This window comes from Microbulbifer mangrovi, from assembly GCF_002009015.1.
Classification (GTDB): domain Bacteria; phylum Pseudomonadota; class Gammaproteobacteria; order Pseudomonadales; family Cellvibrionaceae; genus Microbulbifer; species Microbulbifer mangrovi.
On record NZ_LZDE01000345.1, the window covers coordinates 52,454 to 66,929 of the forward strand.

Here is a 14,476-nt window from a genome sequence, read left to right on the forward strand (position 1 = left end):
CTGCGGCAAGGAAGATGATTTCAAATTCAGACAGTAGCGATAGAAATACCATGACCACGCAGCAGTTCGACGACTTAAATGTCCTCTCCCAGGACGTTCTTATTACCCCGGAAGCGCTGAAATCGGAACTGCCCGTCAGCGAGTCCGCAGAGGCCACCGTAGCCGCCGGCCGCGCCGCCGTGCGCGACATCCTGGACCGCAAAGATCACCGCCTGATGGTCGTGATCGGACCCTGTTCAGTACACGATGTTGAGGCCGCCATGGACTATGCCAACCGCCTGAAGGCGCTGGCAGAAAAGGTCTCCGACACCCTGCTAATCGTCATGCGCGTGTATTTTGAGAAGCCCCGTACCACCGTGGGCTGGAAAGGCCTGATCAACGACCCGCACCTGGACGACTCGTTCAAGATCGAAGAGGGTCTGCACATCGGCCGCAAGCTGCTGCTGGACATCTCCGAGCTGGGCCTGCCCACCTCCACCGAGGCACTGGACCCGATCTCGCCCCAGTACTTACAGGACCTGATCTCCTGGTCGGCCATCGGTGCGCGCACTACCGAATCCCAGACCCACCGGGAAATGGCCAGCGGTCTTTCCTCCGCCGTGGGCTTCAAAAACGGCACTGACGGCAGCCTGGAAGTGGCCATCAACGCCCTCCAGTCCACCGCCCACCCGCACCGCTTCCTGGGTATCAACAAGGAAGGCCAGGTAGCCATCATCCACACCGCCGGTAACAAGTACGGCCATGTGGTACTGCGCGGCGGCAACGACAAGCCCAACTACGACTCCGTTAGCGTCGCCGTGTGTGAGAAAGAACTGGAGGATGCTGGCCTGGTACCCAACATCATGGTCGACTGTAGCCACGCCAATTCCAACAAGAACCACGAGCTGCAGCCCCTCGTGGTTGACAACGTTACCCACCAGATCCTGGACGGCAACAAATCCATCATCGGCATCATGGTGGAAAGTAACCTGAAACCCGGCAACCAGAAGATCAACAAAGATCGCAGCCAGATGGAATACGGAGTTTCCGTTACCGACAAGTGCATCGACTGGGAAACCACCGAAAACCTACTGCTGAACATGGCCGAGCAACTGCGCGGACCGCTGAAAGCACGCCAGGGGTAAGATTCGGGGCTCTGCCCTCTTACGCCCATCAAAAAGGCCGGCTTTGCCGGCCTTTTTGTATCTATGATTTAGGTGTTCCTGCCTGCCCACTACTCAAAAAAAGAAACAACAAGGCCAAATACCTATTTCCGCTGAATCTCCAAAAGGAGATTCAACTGTGGTATCAGTAGCCCCACAACGACGAGGTACTAGTTATGACTAAAAACAACTGGCTGTCGCAAAGCAGCGAGCAAGATTTCGACCTGACCGATCACAGTATTACACCCACGGTACTTCCCAGTGAGGCGGACGTTGGCAAGGCCATGCTCAACGAGCTGTATGAAACGGCAGCAGTCAAAGATGGCGATATCAATATCGCCCTGCTCGGCGGCCGCGGCGCCCAGGAACTGCACCGCCTATTGGGTGGACTGGCCAAGACATCGGAGAAAGATGAACTGCTGGGCCGGCTGAACGTCTTCACGCAAGATGCACTGGCACCCATGAGCATGAGCAACTGCTTCAGCTTTGTACGGGATTTTGAGCGCATTCTCGGCCCTGACTTCTTCAAGAAGATCAAAAGCTTCACCCCGATGCAGACAGATACCGATGACCTGGAGGCCGGGCTGACCGCGTATCTGGAAAAGCTGGAATCCCTGGGCGGCCTGGACATCTTCTTCATCGGCCACGGCCCGGAAGAAAACCAGGCATCCCACCTCGCCTACATAAAGCCCTTCTCCGGCGCCCAGAGCAATCATGTTGCCGGGATAATCCCGATTTCCAGCAGCATCCTGGAGCACCACATCAGCAAGTTCAAAGCCGGCGGCAGCGCGGTCAACGAACAGGACGAAGCCGAATGCCGTTCCGCCCAGTACATTCTCACCCTGGGTCCCGCGGCGATTCTGCAGGCGAAAAAGGTGGTGCAATCCGTCGTCGACGCTGATACCGCACCGGCCAAAGTCCAGACCTATGCGAATGTGTTGAACACTCGGCTGAGCTCCGATAGCGAGGAAGCCCTGCTGCAACTGAATGCGAACCCGGGGTTATGGATCAGGTTGCACCCCAATACCAGGTCTTTTGTACTGCCGAATTTGGGGATTAAATAAAAGCCAATAGAACTCCACGAAACCAAAGTGGCCGAACTAATACTTAGTCAGACCATTGGAATTGACTCGAATCTAAAGGGCCCACAACAAGGGCCCTTTTTATTCCCAAAACCATATCCAACACACAAAAAACGTGATACCCCGCACACAAAAGAATTTCCAGGTTATATAGAAGGCATCGGTCACTTATAATCGCCACCCATGTGAATAGAGTACATATTCACATGCAAAACCAAATACAAGCCTCACAAGCGAACATCAAAAAATCACTAGAAATATAATTATAAGTGATAAAGCACTGACACTAGAAAAGAACAGAAAATAACATCAACTAAAATATCAACTGTGAAAAAATATGTTTAGGACAACTACGTGACAGAGCTAACTCAAATTAATAAAAATATCAGCACATTACCTCTCGCTACAACCATTCCACCTCAAAATTACTTGCAATCAGGCTGGTTAACTGTATCAAGGCCAGTACTGGGAGAACCGGGTCAGATCAGCAATATGATCCATCCTGGTTCGGGCCAATTGGAAAAATGGAGCACTGGAGATTTCGCCCACCTTTCTTTAAATTTCCCTAATGTTATTACTGAATGCTGGTATTTGACATTGAACTTAAGGTCACCATGGAGAGGCCAAAGTAATTCAGAAAAAATAGTGATTTACGTAAATGATCGACCTCTTCCAGCATTCCGGGTAGATTCTGATATAGCAAAACAAAAGCTACTGGAAATACCGTCGGCCTGGGTTGAGCAAGACGGCAGTGTAAACCTCCGCATTGAGACACCCAACGCAAGCGATGAACAGGGTGAAATAGCTCATTTGCCTGATGAAATCCGACTTGGCGTTGAGCTATCAGCATTGACCCTGTATAAAAATAAAGAACAATATTTACAAACTATAGAAAGGTCCTATGTAGATGCCCGCTTAGTCAGGGATGAAATATTGGACAGAGGTGACTTGCCGCTAGATGACCGCGGCGAATTAATTGACAAAGCGAGAAGAACTTTAGAAATTGTTGAAAATAGCGATCTATATGCCCCGATCGTTGAGGAAAAAATACGATCGATTTTACAAGACCCTTACATTTTGACTTCACAGCAATATGAGTTTGTATTCGACAAACTCTACTTTGATGAAAATTATCAAAAGATAAGAGAGGGTGACATATTTCAATCTTTCAAGTCCTGGTCAGACGAACTGCAGGCCTTCCACGCTTCCGTTGTAAATGCTGGCAACAGAGCCTTCTTGAATGACGGGCAGCACAAAAAGCTCGAAACAATAGACCCCGACGAAGACCGACTATTGATTCTAACAAGACGATTAAAATTTTCGTCGCGAAAATTGAAACAACTGAAACTGTTAAATGATCAGCTTAACAATTTGGAAATCCTTTTAAAAAGAGATCATTTGGAGTCCATACCTCCAGCGCTAGAAATTGAAATGTCAAGCTACTGCAACTACGCGTGCGTTATGTGTGGCAGAAGCTGGCTAACCTTCCACTTTAACCGCCAAAGCAATGATCAACTCGCGCTTTTACTACCCATATTGCCCTTCCTAAACCATGTCACCATTGCCGGGGTTGGAGAAAATACCACAAGTGATCGATTGCTGGTTTGGGCAATGCTCTTGGAAAAATTCCAGATCGAAAGCCGGATATTCACTAATGGATCGATGATTCATCGCCAACTAGATGCCCTAAGTCGATTTAGCAAGGTCTGCATTAGCTTTGACGGCGGTTTTGCCGACTCTTTCGAAGCTCAGCGAAGAGGCGCCAATTTTGAGTTAGTAGTGAGAAATGCAAAGCTACTGCGAGCCAAAGCACCCAAGATTGAAATGGCCTTTAGTGTAGTGGTATCACGATTCAATATAGATGAGCTAGGCAGAATCATTGAAATAGCTGGTGATATTGGCATTAATCATGTGGCATTTAGTCCAGTTTGGCATGATTCCGGCATGCGCCTTAGACCTTCAGATTCGAGCCGTTTTCAATCCAACTTATCAGAAGCACTGAAGCTGGCCAAAAAATACCGAATTGAGATTCAGAATAACGTTATTCCCGAAGACTTCTGCGTGGCTGAGGATCAACCACTTGACCGAAACGCTCTTTTCGAAGAATTTTCAGAACTCAGCAAACCCAGCAATCAAACGTTATCTGTCAAGCAAATAGAAGAAAACTTTCAAAAACTCAACTTCAACTATTACCCAGACCCAGAAATACTTCCTGGAAAAAAATGGCCCCCAGCCCCAGACACAACACCTCAATTAAAGCAATGGATAAAGCCATCTTACGAATTTAATTTCGACCTGAATTCGGAAATTCAGAAACTTAAAAATAAGATAAAAGAACTAAATCTGCAGCTAAAAAATCAAGATGACATCAAGATACCTTACTGCCTATCCATTTGGAAATACACCTACGCAAAGGCCAGCGGGAAAAATAAGCTCTGCCCACAAACCGATATAGACGTCGGAAATATTGTCACAGATGGAATAACCTCCACCATCAACAGCAGCAGAAACCGGAAATTTAAAAACACCATGTTTGGAGGGGATTTGGAGCCAATTTGCAAAACATGCTTGGACCCATATCGGAGATGGGGGCATGACAGCATTTTATCCTTCTGTAAAAAAATGAAAATCATTCCAGAAGACTTATCAAGTTACTCCGAATCTCATACAGACAAAAACAATACCCTCCTGAAGCTACTCAGGCGGGTTATCAGGAAGACTCTAAGATTAGTGAAATATAGCTAAAAGGATAATGAATAAGGCAATTGGAGTGTTTAGCAGTCACACTGACAACCTCCCAACCAAAATCTCAAATTTTAGGCAGAATATGTAGCTTATTTATTCCAAAAAACAACTAAGATCTTGGCAAGGCCGCCACATGGAATTCCATTTTGGCGGCCTCGGGTAAAATCGTTCACAGGAATACCAAAAACGACTCAACTTAAACCCTTACAAAAGCTATATATGGGAGAAAATATGTGGTTGGCCATAAACTGTTTTTGAAAACCTTACCACCAGCTAAACTAACCAATATGAATAGCGCCTTCCCTGAAACGAAAAATGAATGCGTGACGTCCCCATCTAAACTCCATCATTACAAAAAGGACCATTGACTCACATATCCTGCATCTGATTCATCCCCTGCACCTTCTGCTTGATTTCCTGCTCCTCCAGCGACTTCAGCTCTTCCATCAGCTCACGGGCATCCTCAATATCCGCTCTACCGTATAGATAGAGGTAAAGCTCGATCACCTGATCGTGCCGGTCGGTGACAATGCCCATAATCTCTTCCGGCTCAAGATCCTGAAAAGGCGCGTCACAGTGCACGTTGTGCAAAATGGGGTGCTTGTCCGTGTAGTCGTAGCACCAGGTATGCCAGTAGCATCTGGGAGCGGGTGTTTTGGTTCTTGCCAGTACAGTGCTGCAGGCAGTCAGATAGATTCTTGTGAGACTCCCGGGTCCACACCAGTACATCTCTCAGGGTTTCGACTTGCACCTTCACCTCCACCATGAATGAAATCGGCGCGACAAAGGTCGCGTAGGTTGTTCTCCCGCCAGCGGGTTGCAGGTAAAGATCGCAGGGCCGCGGCTGGGCTTTTTGGTACAGCTAGCCCGATTTTGCGAATCAGTAGATATTTTCAGCGCCTCTCTACAACCTTGGTCTAGTGGCCCTCTCCCAACGCGCGCATATGCTGGGGTGGCAAACGTCTTCCGCGCGATTTGCCTGCTGCCTAGCGTGTAATTCGTTTGTGCAGTCAGAACATAATTCAAATAATGAAGGTACTAGCGATGAATCATCAACGAACGTCCAATACGGGCGTCCCTGCCCTATTTCTGTTTTTTCTTTCGACGCTCTTTGCCATGGCCACCAGCGCCGGTAGCTGGCAGCAGGGCCAGTCCCTTGGCGGTTTTAATTCCGTGCATGTGTATACACCCGATTCTGTATCGTCGATCGGCAATGGCAAGGCGCTGCTGATCGTGTTGCACGGCTGTGTGCAGCCCACAAACAATTTCCTCACTGCAAACCTGGAAGTGGCAGCGGAACAGTACGGCATGGTAATCGCGGTTCCAGATGCCATGAACAAGGCCGGATATAGCTGCTGGTCTTATTGGCAGGGAACCAAGTCGCGCTCTTCTGGCGACTATAAGAACCTGATTTCCCTAGCCAATGCCATGAGTGGCGACGCGAGCCGCAATATCGACCCGGACCAGGTGTATATCGCCGGCCTGTCTTCCGGTGCGGCCTTCGCAAATACCACAGCCTGCCTGGCCCCGGACGTTTTTGCTGGTATGGGCATCAGTGCGGGCCCGAGTATCGGCACCTCGTCCAACGGTGCCCTTGGCCCCTGTGAGCAGGCAGACGTGACCGCGCGCTGTAATACCTACGCCGGCAGCTACCAGGGCGATTTCGCCACGCAGATCGCGTCCATCGCCCACGGCGATGCAGATACCACGGTGAACCAGTGCTATAACGAACAGAATTCCGACGGTATGGCAGGCGTTTACGGAGTTGCCAAACTGTCCGGCACCAACACTATCAGCGAGGGCAGTAGCCGCACCGCAGAGGAAACCCTGTGGGAAGATGGGCGGGTTTCCATGCTGTGGCTGAATGATGTCGATCACGCCTGGTCTGGCGGCGAAGGCGCCTCTGGCGGTTACATCTCACCGAACAGCATCAACTATGCCTCCTACCTCGGCCAGTATTTCGCCGCCAACAACAAGCGCGTCGACCGCAATACCGGGCCCGAGATCACGAATCTTGCGGCTAGTGAAAGCAACAGCCTACTCTCAATCAGCGGCAATGCGCTGGATGCGGAAGGCAGCGTCACCGGTGTGGCGATCACCATCAGTAATATGGACAGCGGTACGCCGGTATTGGTGGAGACCCTGAACGTGGCTTCGGTGGATGCTGCTGGCTTCTTTAGCGTTACCAGCGCCACGCTGGTAGACGGCCTGTACCAAGTAAGTGCAGTCGCCACCGATAACGAAGGCGCCGACGGCGATGCGGCTAGCGTCACTACCCGTGTAGGCCCAGAGCCGGCGGCGACGGCACCAGTATTGAGCGATACTGCAGCTAGCGTCAGCGGCCAGTGCGCCACCGTAACCGGCACCGTGGTGGATGCGAACCAGAATCTCCAGAGCGTGGTGGTCGGGTTTGCCAGCGGCAATGTCACCGCGAGCATGTCCGGCAACAGCTACTCCGCCCAGGGTTGCAACCTGCCCGGTGGTGAAAACACCGCAACGGTTACCGCCACCGACAGCACCTCGCTCTCCAGCCAGACCAGTGTCACTTTCAATATCGACGCGGGCCAGACCGGTGATTACAACTTCCATATCAGCGCGGGACATATCACCTGGGGAGTCGGTTACTCGGCCTGCTACCTGGCGTTCGGCACCAGTGAATTCACCATGCGCGAATATCCCTCGGGCAGTGATTGCCAGTGGGTCGCCGATGGTGACAGCAGCTGTGCCGGACCGGTTCAGGCCTGCTCAACAGGTGGCGGCGAGCCGACTACCGATACCGACGGGGATGGCGTGGAAGATGCGCTGGATAACTGCCCGAATACGGCCAATGCCAACCAGGCGGATAACGACAACGACGGTATCGGTAATGCCTGCGACAGTACCCCGGATGGTGAGCCCGTAGATACCGATGGCGACGGCGTGACCGACAGCGTGGACAACTGCCCCAACACCGCCAATGCGGACCAGCTGGACAATGATGGTGATGGCATTGGCAACGCCTGCGACAGCACCCCCGACGGCGATGTGGCCTGCACCGAGTACTCCGCCAGCAACTACAACCATGTGCAGGCAGGCCGAGCCACCACCAATGGCAGCTACGCCTATGCGGTCGGTTCCGGTGATAACCTGGGACTGTACAACGTGTTCGTAACCTCGACGCTGGCCGAGGCTGCTGCTGGTTACTACGTGAAAGGTAACTGCCCCTGATTCCATCCTTGATTGGCGTGCAGTAAAACCCAATCGGCCGTAAAATGTTGGCCCGCCCTGCCCTCGCCCCCTGCGGGTGCTGGGCGGGTACAACACAAGCAGCGAAACATAAGAACAGCCAGTTTCGCACCGCTGCTACTGCCGATAAGGATATCCAATGCTTAAATTTCTGCTCTGGCTCCTGCTCTTCGTACTCTGCTGGCCCCTCGCGTTACTTGCACTTCTGCTGTGGCCATTCGTCTGGCTCCTGTCGCTCCCCTTCCGGCTTGTCGGTATTACCTTCGAAGCCCTGTTTGCCTTCTTGCGTGCAGTGTTGATGCTGCCGGCACGTGTGCTCGGCCACAAACCTCCGGCGTAAAAGAAAAGGTAATCCCTGCAGTACTAGACACTCCTTCCCACCACTCCCGATCGAATCAACACTGCAAAGAAGATTCTCGACTAGGATTCGAAGTGTTTTCCTTAGCACAAATCGAAACCTGAACATGTATGTATCCACCCGACGCGCTTTGAGCGCACTTATATTCGCCCTGGCTAGTGGGCCGGCTTCGCCGATGGCTGCCTTTGGCGCCGGCAACAACAGCCTGTTTGTAGTGGACGCCGCGGACCTTATCGCGAGGGCAGCCGACGCGATTTACAGAGAACGCGATGACATTGAGGATAATGAACTCGTCGCCACCACATCCATGGTATCCATTCACTGCCGGCCCGGACGGGAAGTGCGCATTCCGAGGATCAGTGAAACGCAGTGTCCGGCGCCGAGAGTGATCAGTAGTCCGTGTATCGCAGAGATACAATTCCCCCTGCGCTCCACGATCAAAAGCGATGTCACTGCGTTAAATGACGGACAGTGTGAGGTGCACTTCAGTTACAACTTTGTCAGTGCAGAACAGCTTGAGACTGGCGACTTGATTGTCGGCATAAACCACGGCGGAAGTAGTGGTAGCAGGCAGGGTGACTGCGCGACGCTGAAGCCTTACTTCGAAATTGAAGAGGCAATACGCGTGTATCAATACGCATTAGAGCGCGAACTCTAAATGATCCAGCCATAAAGGCGGCAACGGTATGCCCAATATCCCCACACTAATAAGCGCAGCGATCATGGCGGCCGTTTCAGGCTTTACATATGCAGGCGCCCTCGATACATCGCAAGCCAAGACAGAATCAGCGCGGCAAGCGGTCACAAACGCTGGATCAACAGGAACTAGTTTTGCGGTAGATATTCCGGGATTGATTGAAGCCTCGGTATCAAAAGCCCTTGAGGTGCATGATGAGTTTGAGTACCAAGACTTTGTTATAGAGCAAGAGGACATCCATTTTCATTGTGATAGCGAAGCTCGCTGGCGCTACGTCGATGCCTTTACTCTGGAGTTGCCTGATCAAGCGGGACCGGCATCTCTCTGCGAGGTCCGGTTGAAGCTAATCGTCAAGGATACGCTGGAGCAAAATCGTACGCCTGCAGATGGAACCTCAGAATACTGCTACGACGCTATCGACTTTGAATCCATCAGCGTGACCGTCTACGGGAGCGGCGTGATCGAAACTCACCGGGGACAAGGACAGAGCGGGAGAACCATCTCCTGTGATGAACGGCGTGCGTTTTTGTCGATCGATGAGGCTATCGCCCAATATGTAAGCGCAGAAGCCCCGGATCAGGATTCACCATAGGACTACTGCGGTAAATCGGTCTGACTATTCCGAACTTACCGACAACCTGCCCGAGCCATGAATTGCCAACGCCATCAAACGGCGCACACTACTATTGTCCTGCCACAGGAGACTTTTACTCGCCCTTTGATTGATGCGCCTTGATCATTTTGGTGATCGACTTGGCGAGATCGTTCGGTACCGGAAAATGTAAATTGTACTGGGCTATTTTCCACTGCCCATCTTCTTTCACCAGAACACCACTGCCGCGGCACTCGCCATAGGCTTCACTATCGATTAGCTCGTCAAACCAGGCAACGTCGTTGTGCAGTACGATGGTTCTGTCCCTGGGCACATAGGTCCAGCCCTTGCCCTGGCTGAAATAAGGCCTGACAAATTCCTTGAATTCGGCTGCGGACCAGCGTTCAGTCGCATCTGTGCCAATAAAGACCCCATCATTACTCAATATATTGAAGTAGGCATCAAAATCCGCCTCAGCGGCGGCCCGATGAAACGCATCCAGTTGCGCGCCGACCGCCTTTTCGATCTCGTCCGCAGTCGGATCTGTATTGGCCCATACCGTCCCGGCTTGTACCACAACGGCGAAAAACAATATCCATCCCTTCAGCCACAATGCCGCTCCACTGGCCATAAACAACCCCTCCCCTAAGTATCAGTAGCATTCAACGCACATTCGTCGCCATATTTAATACTCATATGGGCCACCAATGCTATACCGATGGCACACCTAAAGGTGTCTTTAGAGGAGCCGACCGTGCAAGAAGAGCAGAAACTCAAGTATTTGAAAGTTGCCCTAATCGTCTTTGGCCTGATCTTCATTTTCGGGATCTACGCGATGATGATGTGGGTGTGGCCGTCTGGATGGGGCTGGACACCGCGCCAGCCTGAGTACGAACAGATGATTATGGGAGTTTATGCGACCCTTGGCGTATTTTTGATCAGAGCAGCCAAAGATCCTCTGGCCAATGCCAGCCTTATCTGGTTCACCGTGTGGTCCAGCATTGTTCATGGCGCAATTATGCTGGTACAGGCGATTGTCGATGAAACAGAGCGAGCAAACCTGCTCGGCGATGTGCCCGCCCTATTCCTGGTGGCAGCAGTGCTTTGGTACCTGATGCCCAGGGCAACCAGACACAAGTGACCCGGGTACGGCTAAAAGCTGTATATGGGCAACTAGTTACCCATATACAGCAGTAGCGCGAGAAGACCTAAAAACCAAAATAGGAGCCAAACACTGCGCTTGTACCAATTTTTGCGGGCTTCCACGCGCAAATGATGGCGAATTGCGTGTTCATACAGGTCAGTATTTGAAGCCGGAGTAACCGATGTGGCTGTGCCTATACCTGACACTTGGGCCAGTATCCAAGCCACAGCCACCGTCACTGCGAAGCCAATGACATTCCACCACAGCCAGGAAATCTCCGGCAGAAACAACCAGAACAGGCCATTGCTCGCAATCCCGGTCAGCAACCCCGCAATCGCATGTGGGCCACGTACCCGGTGGGCGAGAAAACCGAGGGTAAATACGGCGAGAATGGGGCCGTTGGCAAGGGAACCAATCTTGTTGATCGCCTCCAGCACCGTGGGAGCGATGTCATCCACGAAGAACGCCATCACCAGGGTGATAACACCCCACAGGGTTGTCAGCAGCCGTGACAGGATGAGTTCCTTGTGTGCGCTCCAGCTGCCACGATGAAAGCGTCTCACGAAGTCTTCCATAGTGGTGGCACTCAGTGAATTCAGTACGGAATCCAGGGAAGACATGGCGGCGGCGAACAAGGCCACCAGACTCAAACCCACCAGCCCCACCGGCAAGACATTGATCATGTACAGCGGCACCGAGAGATTGTATTCCGGTCCATTGCCGGAATCCGGTAGTGCAGCGATGAATTCCGGGTGTTGCGCGGCATAGACACCGATACCAACCCCGACCATGCAATACAGTAATACCAGCGGAAACCTCAGAAGCCCGTTGATTAGCAGCGCATTGTTAGTGGCGTCGATGTCACGGGTACTCAATTGACGCTGCACCTGGCTCTGATCGCAGCCGTAATAGGATACATACAGGAAGAGCCCGCCGAATAGCATGGGCCAGAAGGCAAAGGTCTCACCATCACCAAACCCATGGTGCGTAAAGTCCAGCGTGGTTTTGCGCTCCTGGGCAAACGACTGCCACATCTGGCCGAAACCGCCACTGGCGTCCACCAGAAACACGAGCACCAACACCAGCATGGCGGCGAGAATCAGTAGCTGGATGACATCGGAATAGATAACCCCGCGTATCCCCCCCATCACATCGTACACAACGGTGAATACACCCAGTAGAAGTACCGATGCGGTAAACCCCAGCCCGGTGATCAGGTCTATCACCAGCGCAATGCTGTAGACGGTAACGGCGGTGGCAAACGCGCGTACAAACAGAAACAGTCCACTGAGTGTCAGTCGCGTTTCCAGGTCAAAGCGCTGTTCGAGATAAGCATAGACAGACACAAGGTTCAGGTGCCGGAATAGCGGCATCACGAACAGAATCAGCACGACCATGGCGAGAGGCACCGCCAGTTCGTACTGCAACCACAAGAGCCCACCACCCGCAGCGAAAGCGACAAACGCCGGCGCGCCGAGGATACTGTTGGTGGAGCACTGGGTAGCCATGATCGAGAGCCCCACCGGCCAGGGGCCGACGTTGCGTCCCGCTACATAGTAGTCTTCCCGACTCTCCTGTCGGCGCGCCAGCCAGTAGGCCATGACCAGCAGCCCTACGCAGTATGCGGCAATGATCAGCCAGTCAATCCATGTGGAACTCTGATTCATTCGACTCCCTGAATTCGGCTAGCCCCCTCAAGTTCGACTAGCAAGGTATTTTCTGTGGAATCGCGGCTACAGCTCGACGCGCTGCTTCCACGCGGGGTAATCCTCCTGCAACAATCGCTCCGGCCAGTAGCCATACCAGCTGTAACCGGTGCGTCGTTCGATATCCACGTCCGAAAGCTGATAGACCCTTTTACCGTTCCTGTTTGCCAGAAACGGTTCGCTGGTTTTCAGATCGTAGAATCTCGCCCAGATCGGCTTTGCCTGCGCATCGTCGACCACCACTAGATCGTAATCCGCCGCGTGAAAATCAAAACGCTGCCCCGCCTTGTCTACCCGCTCGACCCGGAACCCGCTCAGCTTTACCGATCGCAGCCAGGCAATACCGCCCTGTATAGCGGCAACGGTGTCCGGAGATGGGTTGTCGATAGACATCAGATACTGAAGTACCGGTACTGTTTCCCAGGCCAGGATTCCCGGCAATTCATACGCCCTGCCCTTGACCGGCTTCAGGGCATTTTCGTGATATTGCCCGGCCCAGCCCGTGGGCTTTCCGTCGATACGAATCTGCATTGCCAATAGCAGTTCATCGCCTTTGATTACCGCGCGCGCTGCCTGTTCACGCAGGTCAGCATCGATATATTCGAATGGAGGCGCAGCGGCTGCGACCTCCCTCAGGAAGCCCAACACACCGGGCATCACCTCATCGGCAATTGTGATATGGCGGTAATAGGCCCGCTCGGTGCGATCTGGAGAATGGGCCCAGCCGCCATTGGCATACTGTCGATCCAGCGTATAGCGGAGTCCCTTCAATGCGCCGTCGCGGTATTTGGTTGCGCCGGTTTGCAGGTAGGCGTGTGAGAGGTATTTGATCTGCGGATAAATATTGCGATTATCGAAACTCGCATCAGTAAGACGCTTGTTTTCTATCGCCTGCGCCCTTTCCTCGGCCGTTACAATGCGTAGCGGGTGCTTGTTGGTGGGCCAGCCACCACTCTCGCGCTGATACAGCAGCAGGTTGTCAGCGATCTTGTCGACCTGATGCAATGCATAGTAATGAACACTGCTTTCGCCAGTGCGATCATTCCAGTGTTTGATGGCATCCTGAAAGCCGTCGATGGGAATCGGTTGATAAGCCGTCTCCGCGTGAGACTCCGCCATACCCGCAACTGATAGCATTCCGCAAAATGCCGCGGGAAGGAACGCTGAAAAGCTGCGCATACTGTTCCTGAACATTATTTTTATACTCCAGGTGCTACTTTTAAGCCGATATATCTAGAATACCGGATCAACCAGACCCAAAACCACACCCCAACAAGGGCTAAAATTACCGGCGGCTTAATTAGAGCGTCGTTTCAGGAGACCAATCATGAGCAATAGCGAGCCGATGCAGGTGCTGTGTCCGTCCTGCGCCGCCGTCAACCGGGTCCCTAGCAACCGGCTCGGGGACCGCCCGAAGTGTGGAAAATGCCGCGAACCGCTGATTAGCGGTCAGCCACTGAACGGGTCCGACCGCAACTTCCAGCGAATTATCGAGAAAAGTGATTTACCGGTAGTGGTCGATTTCTGGGCAACCTGGTGCGGCCCATGCCAACAGTTCGCGCCGGTTTTCAGCCAGACGGCCTCGGAAATGGCGACTCGGGCGATATTCGTAAAGCTGGATACCGAGGCCAACCAACAGACTGCCGGGGCCTTTCAGATTCGCTCCATCCCTACCCTGATGATTTTTCATCACGGCCGTGAGCTCACCCGGATATCGGGTGCCCTGCCCAAGGCCCAATTTGTACAGTGGGTGAATCAGCATCTGCCGTAGCGCGCAGAGATTTA

13 protein-coding genes are annotated in these 14,476 nt (G+C 52.5%); 9 read left to right on the forward strand and 4 right to left on the reverse strand.

Annotation, left to right across the window (positions count from 1 at the left end; translation table 11 throughout):
* The first annotated feature begins 50 nt into the window (after positions 1-50).
* From B4U49_RS17470 to B4U49_RS17480, 3 genes are all read left to right on the forward strand, one after another.
* The gene (locus tag B4U49_RS17470; RefSeq protein WP_078085895.1) at positions 51-1,124 is read left to right on the forward strand and encodes a 3-deoxy-7-phosphoheptulonate synthase; all 1,074 of its coding nucleotides are present in this window, start codon (positions 51-53) and stop codon (positions 1,122-1,124) included.
* 194 nt (positions 1,125-1,318) lie between these two features.
* Positions 1,319-2,206 carry a sugar phosphate isomerase family gene (locus B4U49_RS17475; protein ID WP_078085896.1) on the forward strand — a complete coding sequence of 296 codons (888 nt, stop codon included), beginning with the start codon at positions 1,319-1,321 and terminating at the stop codon, positions 2,204-2,206.
* A gap of 372 nt (positions 2,207-2,578) precedes the next feature.
* Positions 2,579-4,969, forward strand: coding sequence for a radical SAM protein (locus tag B4U49_RS17480; protein ID WP_143735730.1), 2,391 nt, complete (start codon positions 2,579-2,581; stop codon positions 4,967-4,969).
* 369 nt (positions 4,970-5,338) lie between these two features.
* On the opposite strand, the gene B4U49_RS19305 is transcribed toward B4U49_RS17480, so the two are convergent.
* Entirely contained in the window at positions 5,339-5,506 is a 168-nt protein-coding gene (locus tag B4U49_RS19305; protein WP_204903077.1) for a hypothetical protein, read from the reverse strand.
* Between the two features lie 507 nt (positions 5,507-6,013).
* Here B4U49_RS19305 and B4U49_RS17490 point away from each other — a divergent pair.
* From B4U49_RS17490 to B4U49_RS17505, 4 genes are all read left to right on the forward strand, one after another.
* Positions 6,014-8,176 (forward strand): extracellular catalytic domain type 1 short-chain-length polyhydroxyalkanoate depolymerase, encoded by a 2,163-nt coding sequence (locus B4U49_RS17490; RefSeq protein WP_078085898.1) that lies wholly within the window; start codon positions 6,014-6,016, stop codon positions 8,174-8,176.
* A gap of 157 nt (positions 8,177-8,333) precedes the next feature.
* On the forward strand, positions 8,334-8,534 hold the full coding sequence (locus B4U49_RS17495; protein ID WP_078085899.1) for a hypothetical protein: 201 nt from the start codon (positions 8,334-8,336) through the stop codon (positions 8,532-8,534).
* Positions 8,535-8,658: 124 nt separating this feature from the next.
* Entirely contained in the window at positions 8,659-9,210 is a 552-nt protein-coding gene (locus B4U49_RS17500; protein WP_078085900.1) for a hypothetical protein, read from the forward strand.
* A 28-nt stretch (positions 9,211-9,238) separates the two neighbouring features.
* Entirely contained in the window at positions 9,239-9,841 is a 603-nt protein-coding gene (locus B4U49_RS17505; RefSeq protein ID WP_078085901.1) for a hypothetical protein, read from the forward strand.
* 115 nt (positions 9,842-9,956) lie between these two features.
* Here B4U49_RS17505 and B4U49_RS17510 read toward each other — a convergent pair whose 3' ends face one another.
* On the reverse strand, positions 9,957-10,472 hold the full coding sequence (locus B4U49_RS17510) for a nuclear transport factor 2 family protein (protein ID WP_078085902.1): 516 nt from the start codon (positions 10,470-10,472) through the stop codon (positions 9,957-9,959).
* 123 nt (positions 10,473-10,595) lie between these two features.
* On the opposite strand from B4U49_RS17510, the gene B4U49_RS17515 reads away from it, so the two are divergent.
* Positions 10,596-10,982: a DUF6632 domain-containing protein gene (locus B4U49_RS17515; protein WP_078085936.1), complete on the forward strand. Its 387-nt coding sequence runs from the start codon at positions 10,596-10,598 to the stop codon at positions 10,980-10,982.
* A 32-nt stretch (positions 10,983-11,014) separates the two neighbouring features.
* Here B4U49_RS17515 and B4U49_RS17520 read toward each other — a convergent pair whose 3' ends face one another.
* Entirely contained in the window at positions 11,015-12,652 is a 1,638-nt protein-coding gene (locus tag B4U49_RS17520) for a sodium:solute symporter family protein (protein ID WP_078085903.1), read from the reverse strand.
* Positions 12,653-12,718: 66 nt separating this feature from the next.
* Positions 12,719-13,885, reverse strand: coding sequence for a pectate lyase (pelA, locus tag B4U49_RS17525; RefSeq protein WP_078085904.1), 1,167 nt, complete (start codon positions 13,883-13,885; stop codon positions 12,719-12,721).
* Between the two features lie 133 nt (positions 13,886-14,018).
* Between pelA and trxC the strand changes: the two genes are divergently transcribed.
* Positions 14,019-14,462, forward strand: coding sequence for a thioredoxin TrxC (gene trxC, locus B4U49_RS17530; protein ID WP_078085905.1), 444 nt, complete (start codon positions 14,019-14,021; stop codon positions 14,460-14,462).
* Positions 14,463-14,476 lie beyond the last annotated feature (14 nt).

Bases quoted from the DNA above. Each gene is read 5' to 3' on its own strand.
- B4U49_RS17470 (WP_078085895.1), top strand. From the start codon at position 51: ATGACCACGCAGCAGTTCGACGACTTAAATGTCCTCTCCCAGGACGTT.
- B4U49_RS17475 (WP_078085896.1), top strand. From the start codon at position 1,319: ATGACTAAAAACAACTGGCTGTCGCAAAGCAGCGAGCAAGATTTCGAC.
- B4U49_RS19305 (WP_204903077.1), bottom strand. From the start codon at position 5,506: ATGGGCATTGTCACCGACCGGCACGATCAGGTGATCGAGCTTTACCTC.
- B4U49_RS17490 (WP_078085898.1), top strand. From the start codon at position 6,014: ATGAATCATCAACGAACGTCCAATACGGGCGTCCCTGCCCTATTTCTG.
- B4U49_RS17495 (WP_078085899.1), top strand. From the start codon at position 8,334: ATGCTTAAATTTCTGCTCTGGCTCCTGCTCTTCGTACTCTGCTGGCCC.
- B4U49_RS17500 (WP_078085900.1), top strand. From the start codon at position 8,659: ATGTATGTATCCACCCGACGCGCTTTGAGCGCACTTATATTCGCCCTG.
- B4U49_RS17505 (WP_078085901.1), top strand. From the start codon at position 9,239: ATGCCCAATATCCCCACACTAATAAGCGCAGCGATCATGGCGGCCGTT.
- B4U49_RS17510 (WP_078085902.1), bottom strand. From the start codon at position 10,472: ATGGCCAGTGGAGCGGCATTGTGGCTGAAGGGATGGATATTGTTTTTC.
- B4U49_RS17520 (WP_078085903.1), bottom strand. From the start codon at position 12,652: ATGAATCAGAGTTCCACATGGATTGACTGGCTGATCATTGCCGCATAC.
- pelA (WP_078085904.1), bottom strand. From the start codon at position 13,885: ATGTTCAGGAACAGTATGCGCAGCTTTTCAGCGTTCCTTCCCGCGGCA.
- trxC (WP_078085905.1), top strand. From the start codon at position 14,019: ATGAGCAATAGCGAGCCGATGCAGGTGCTGTGTCCGTCCTGCGCCGCC.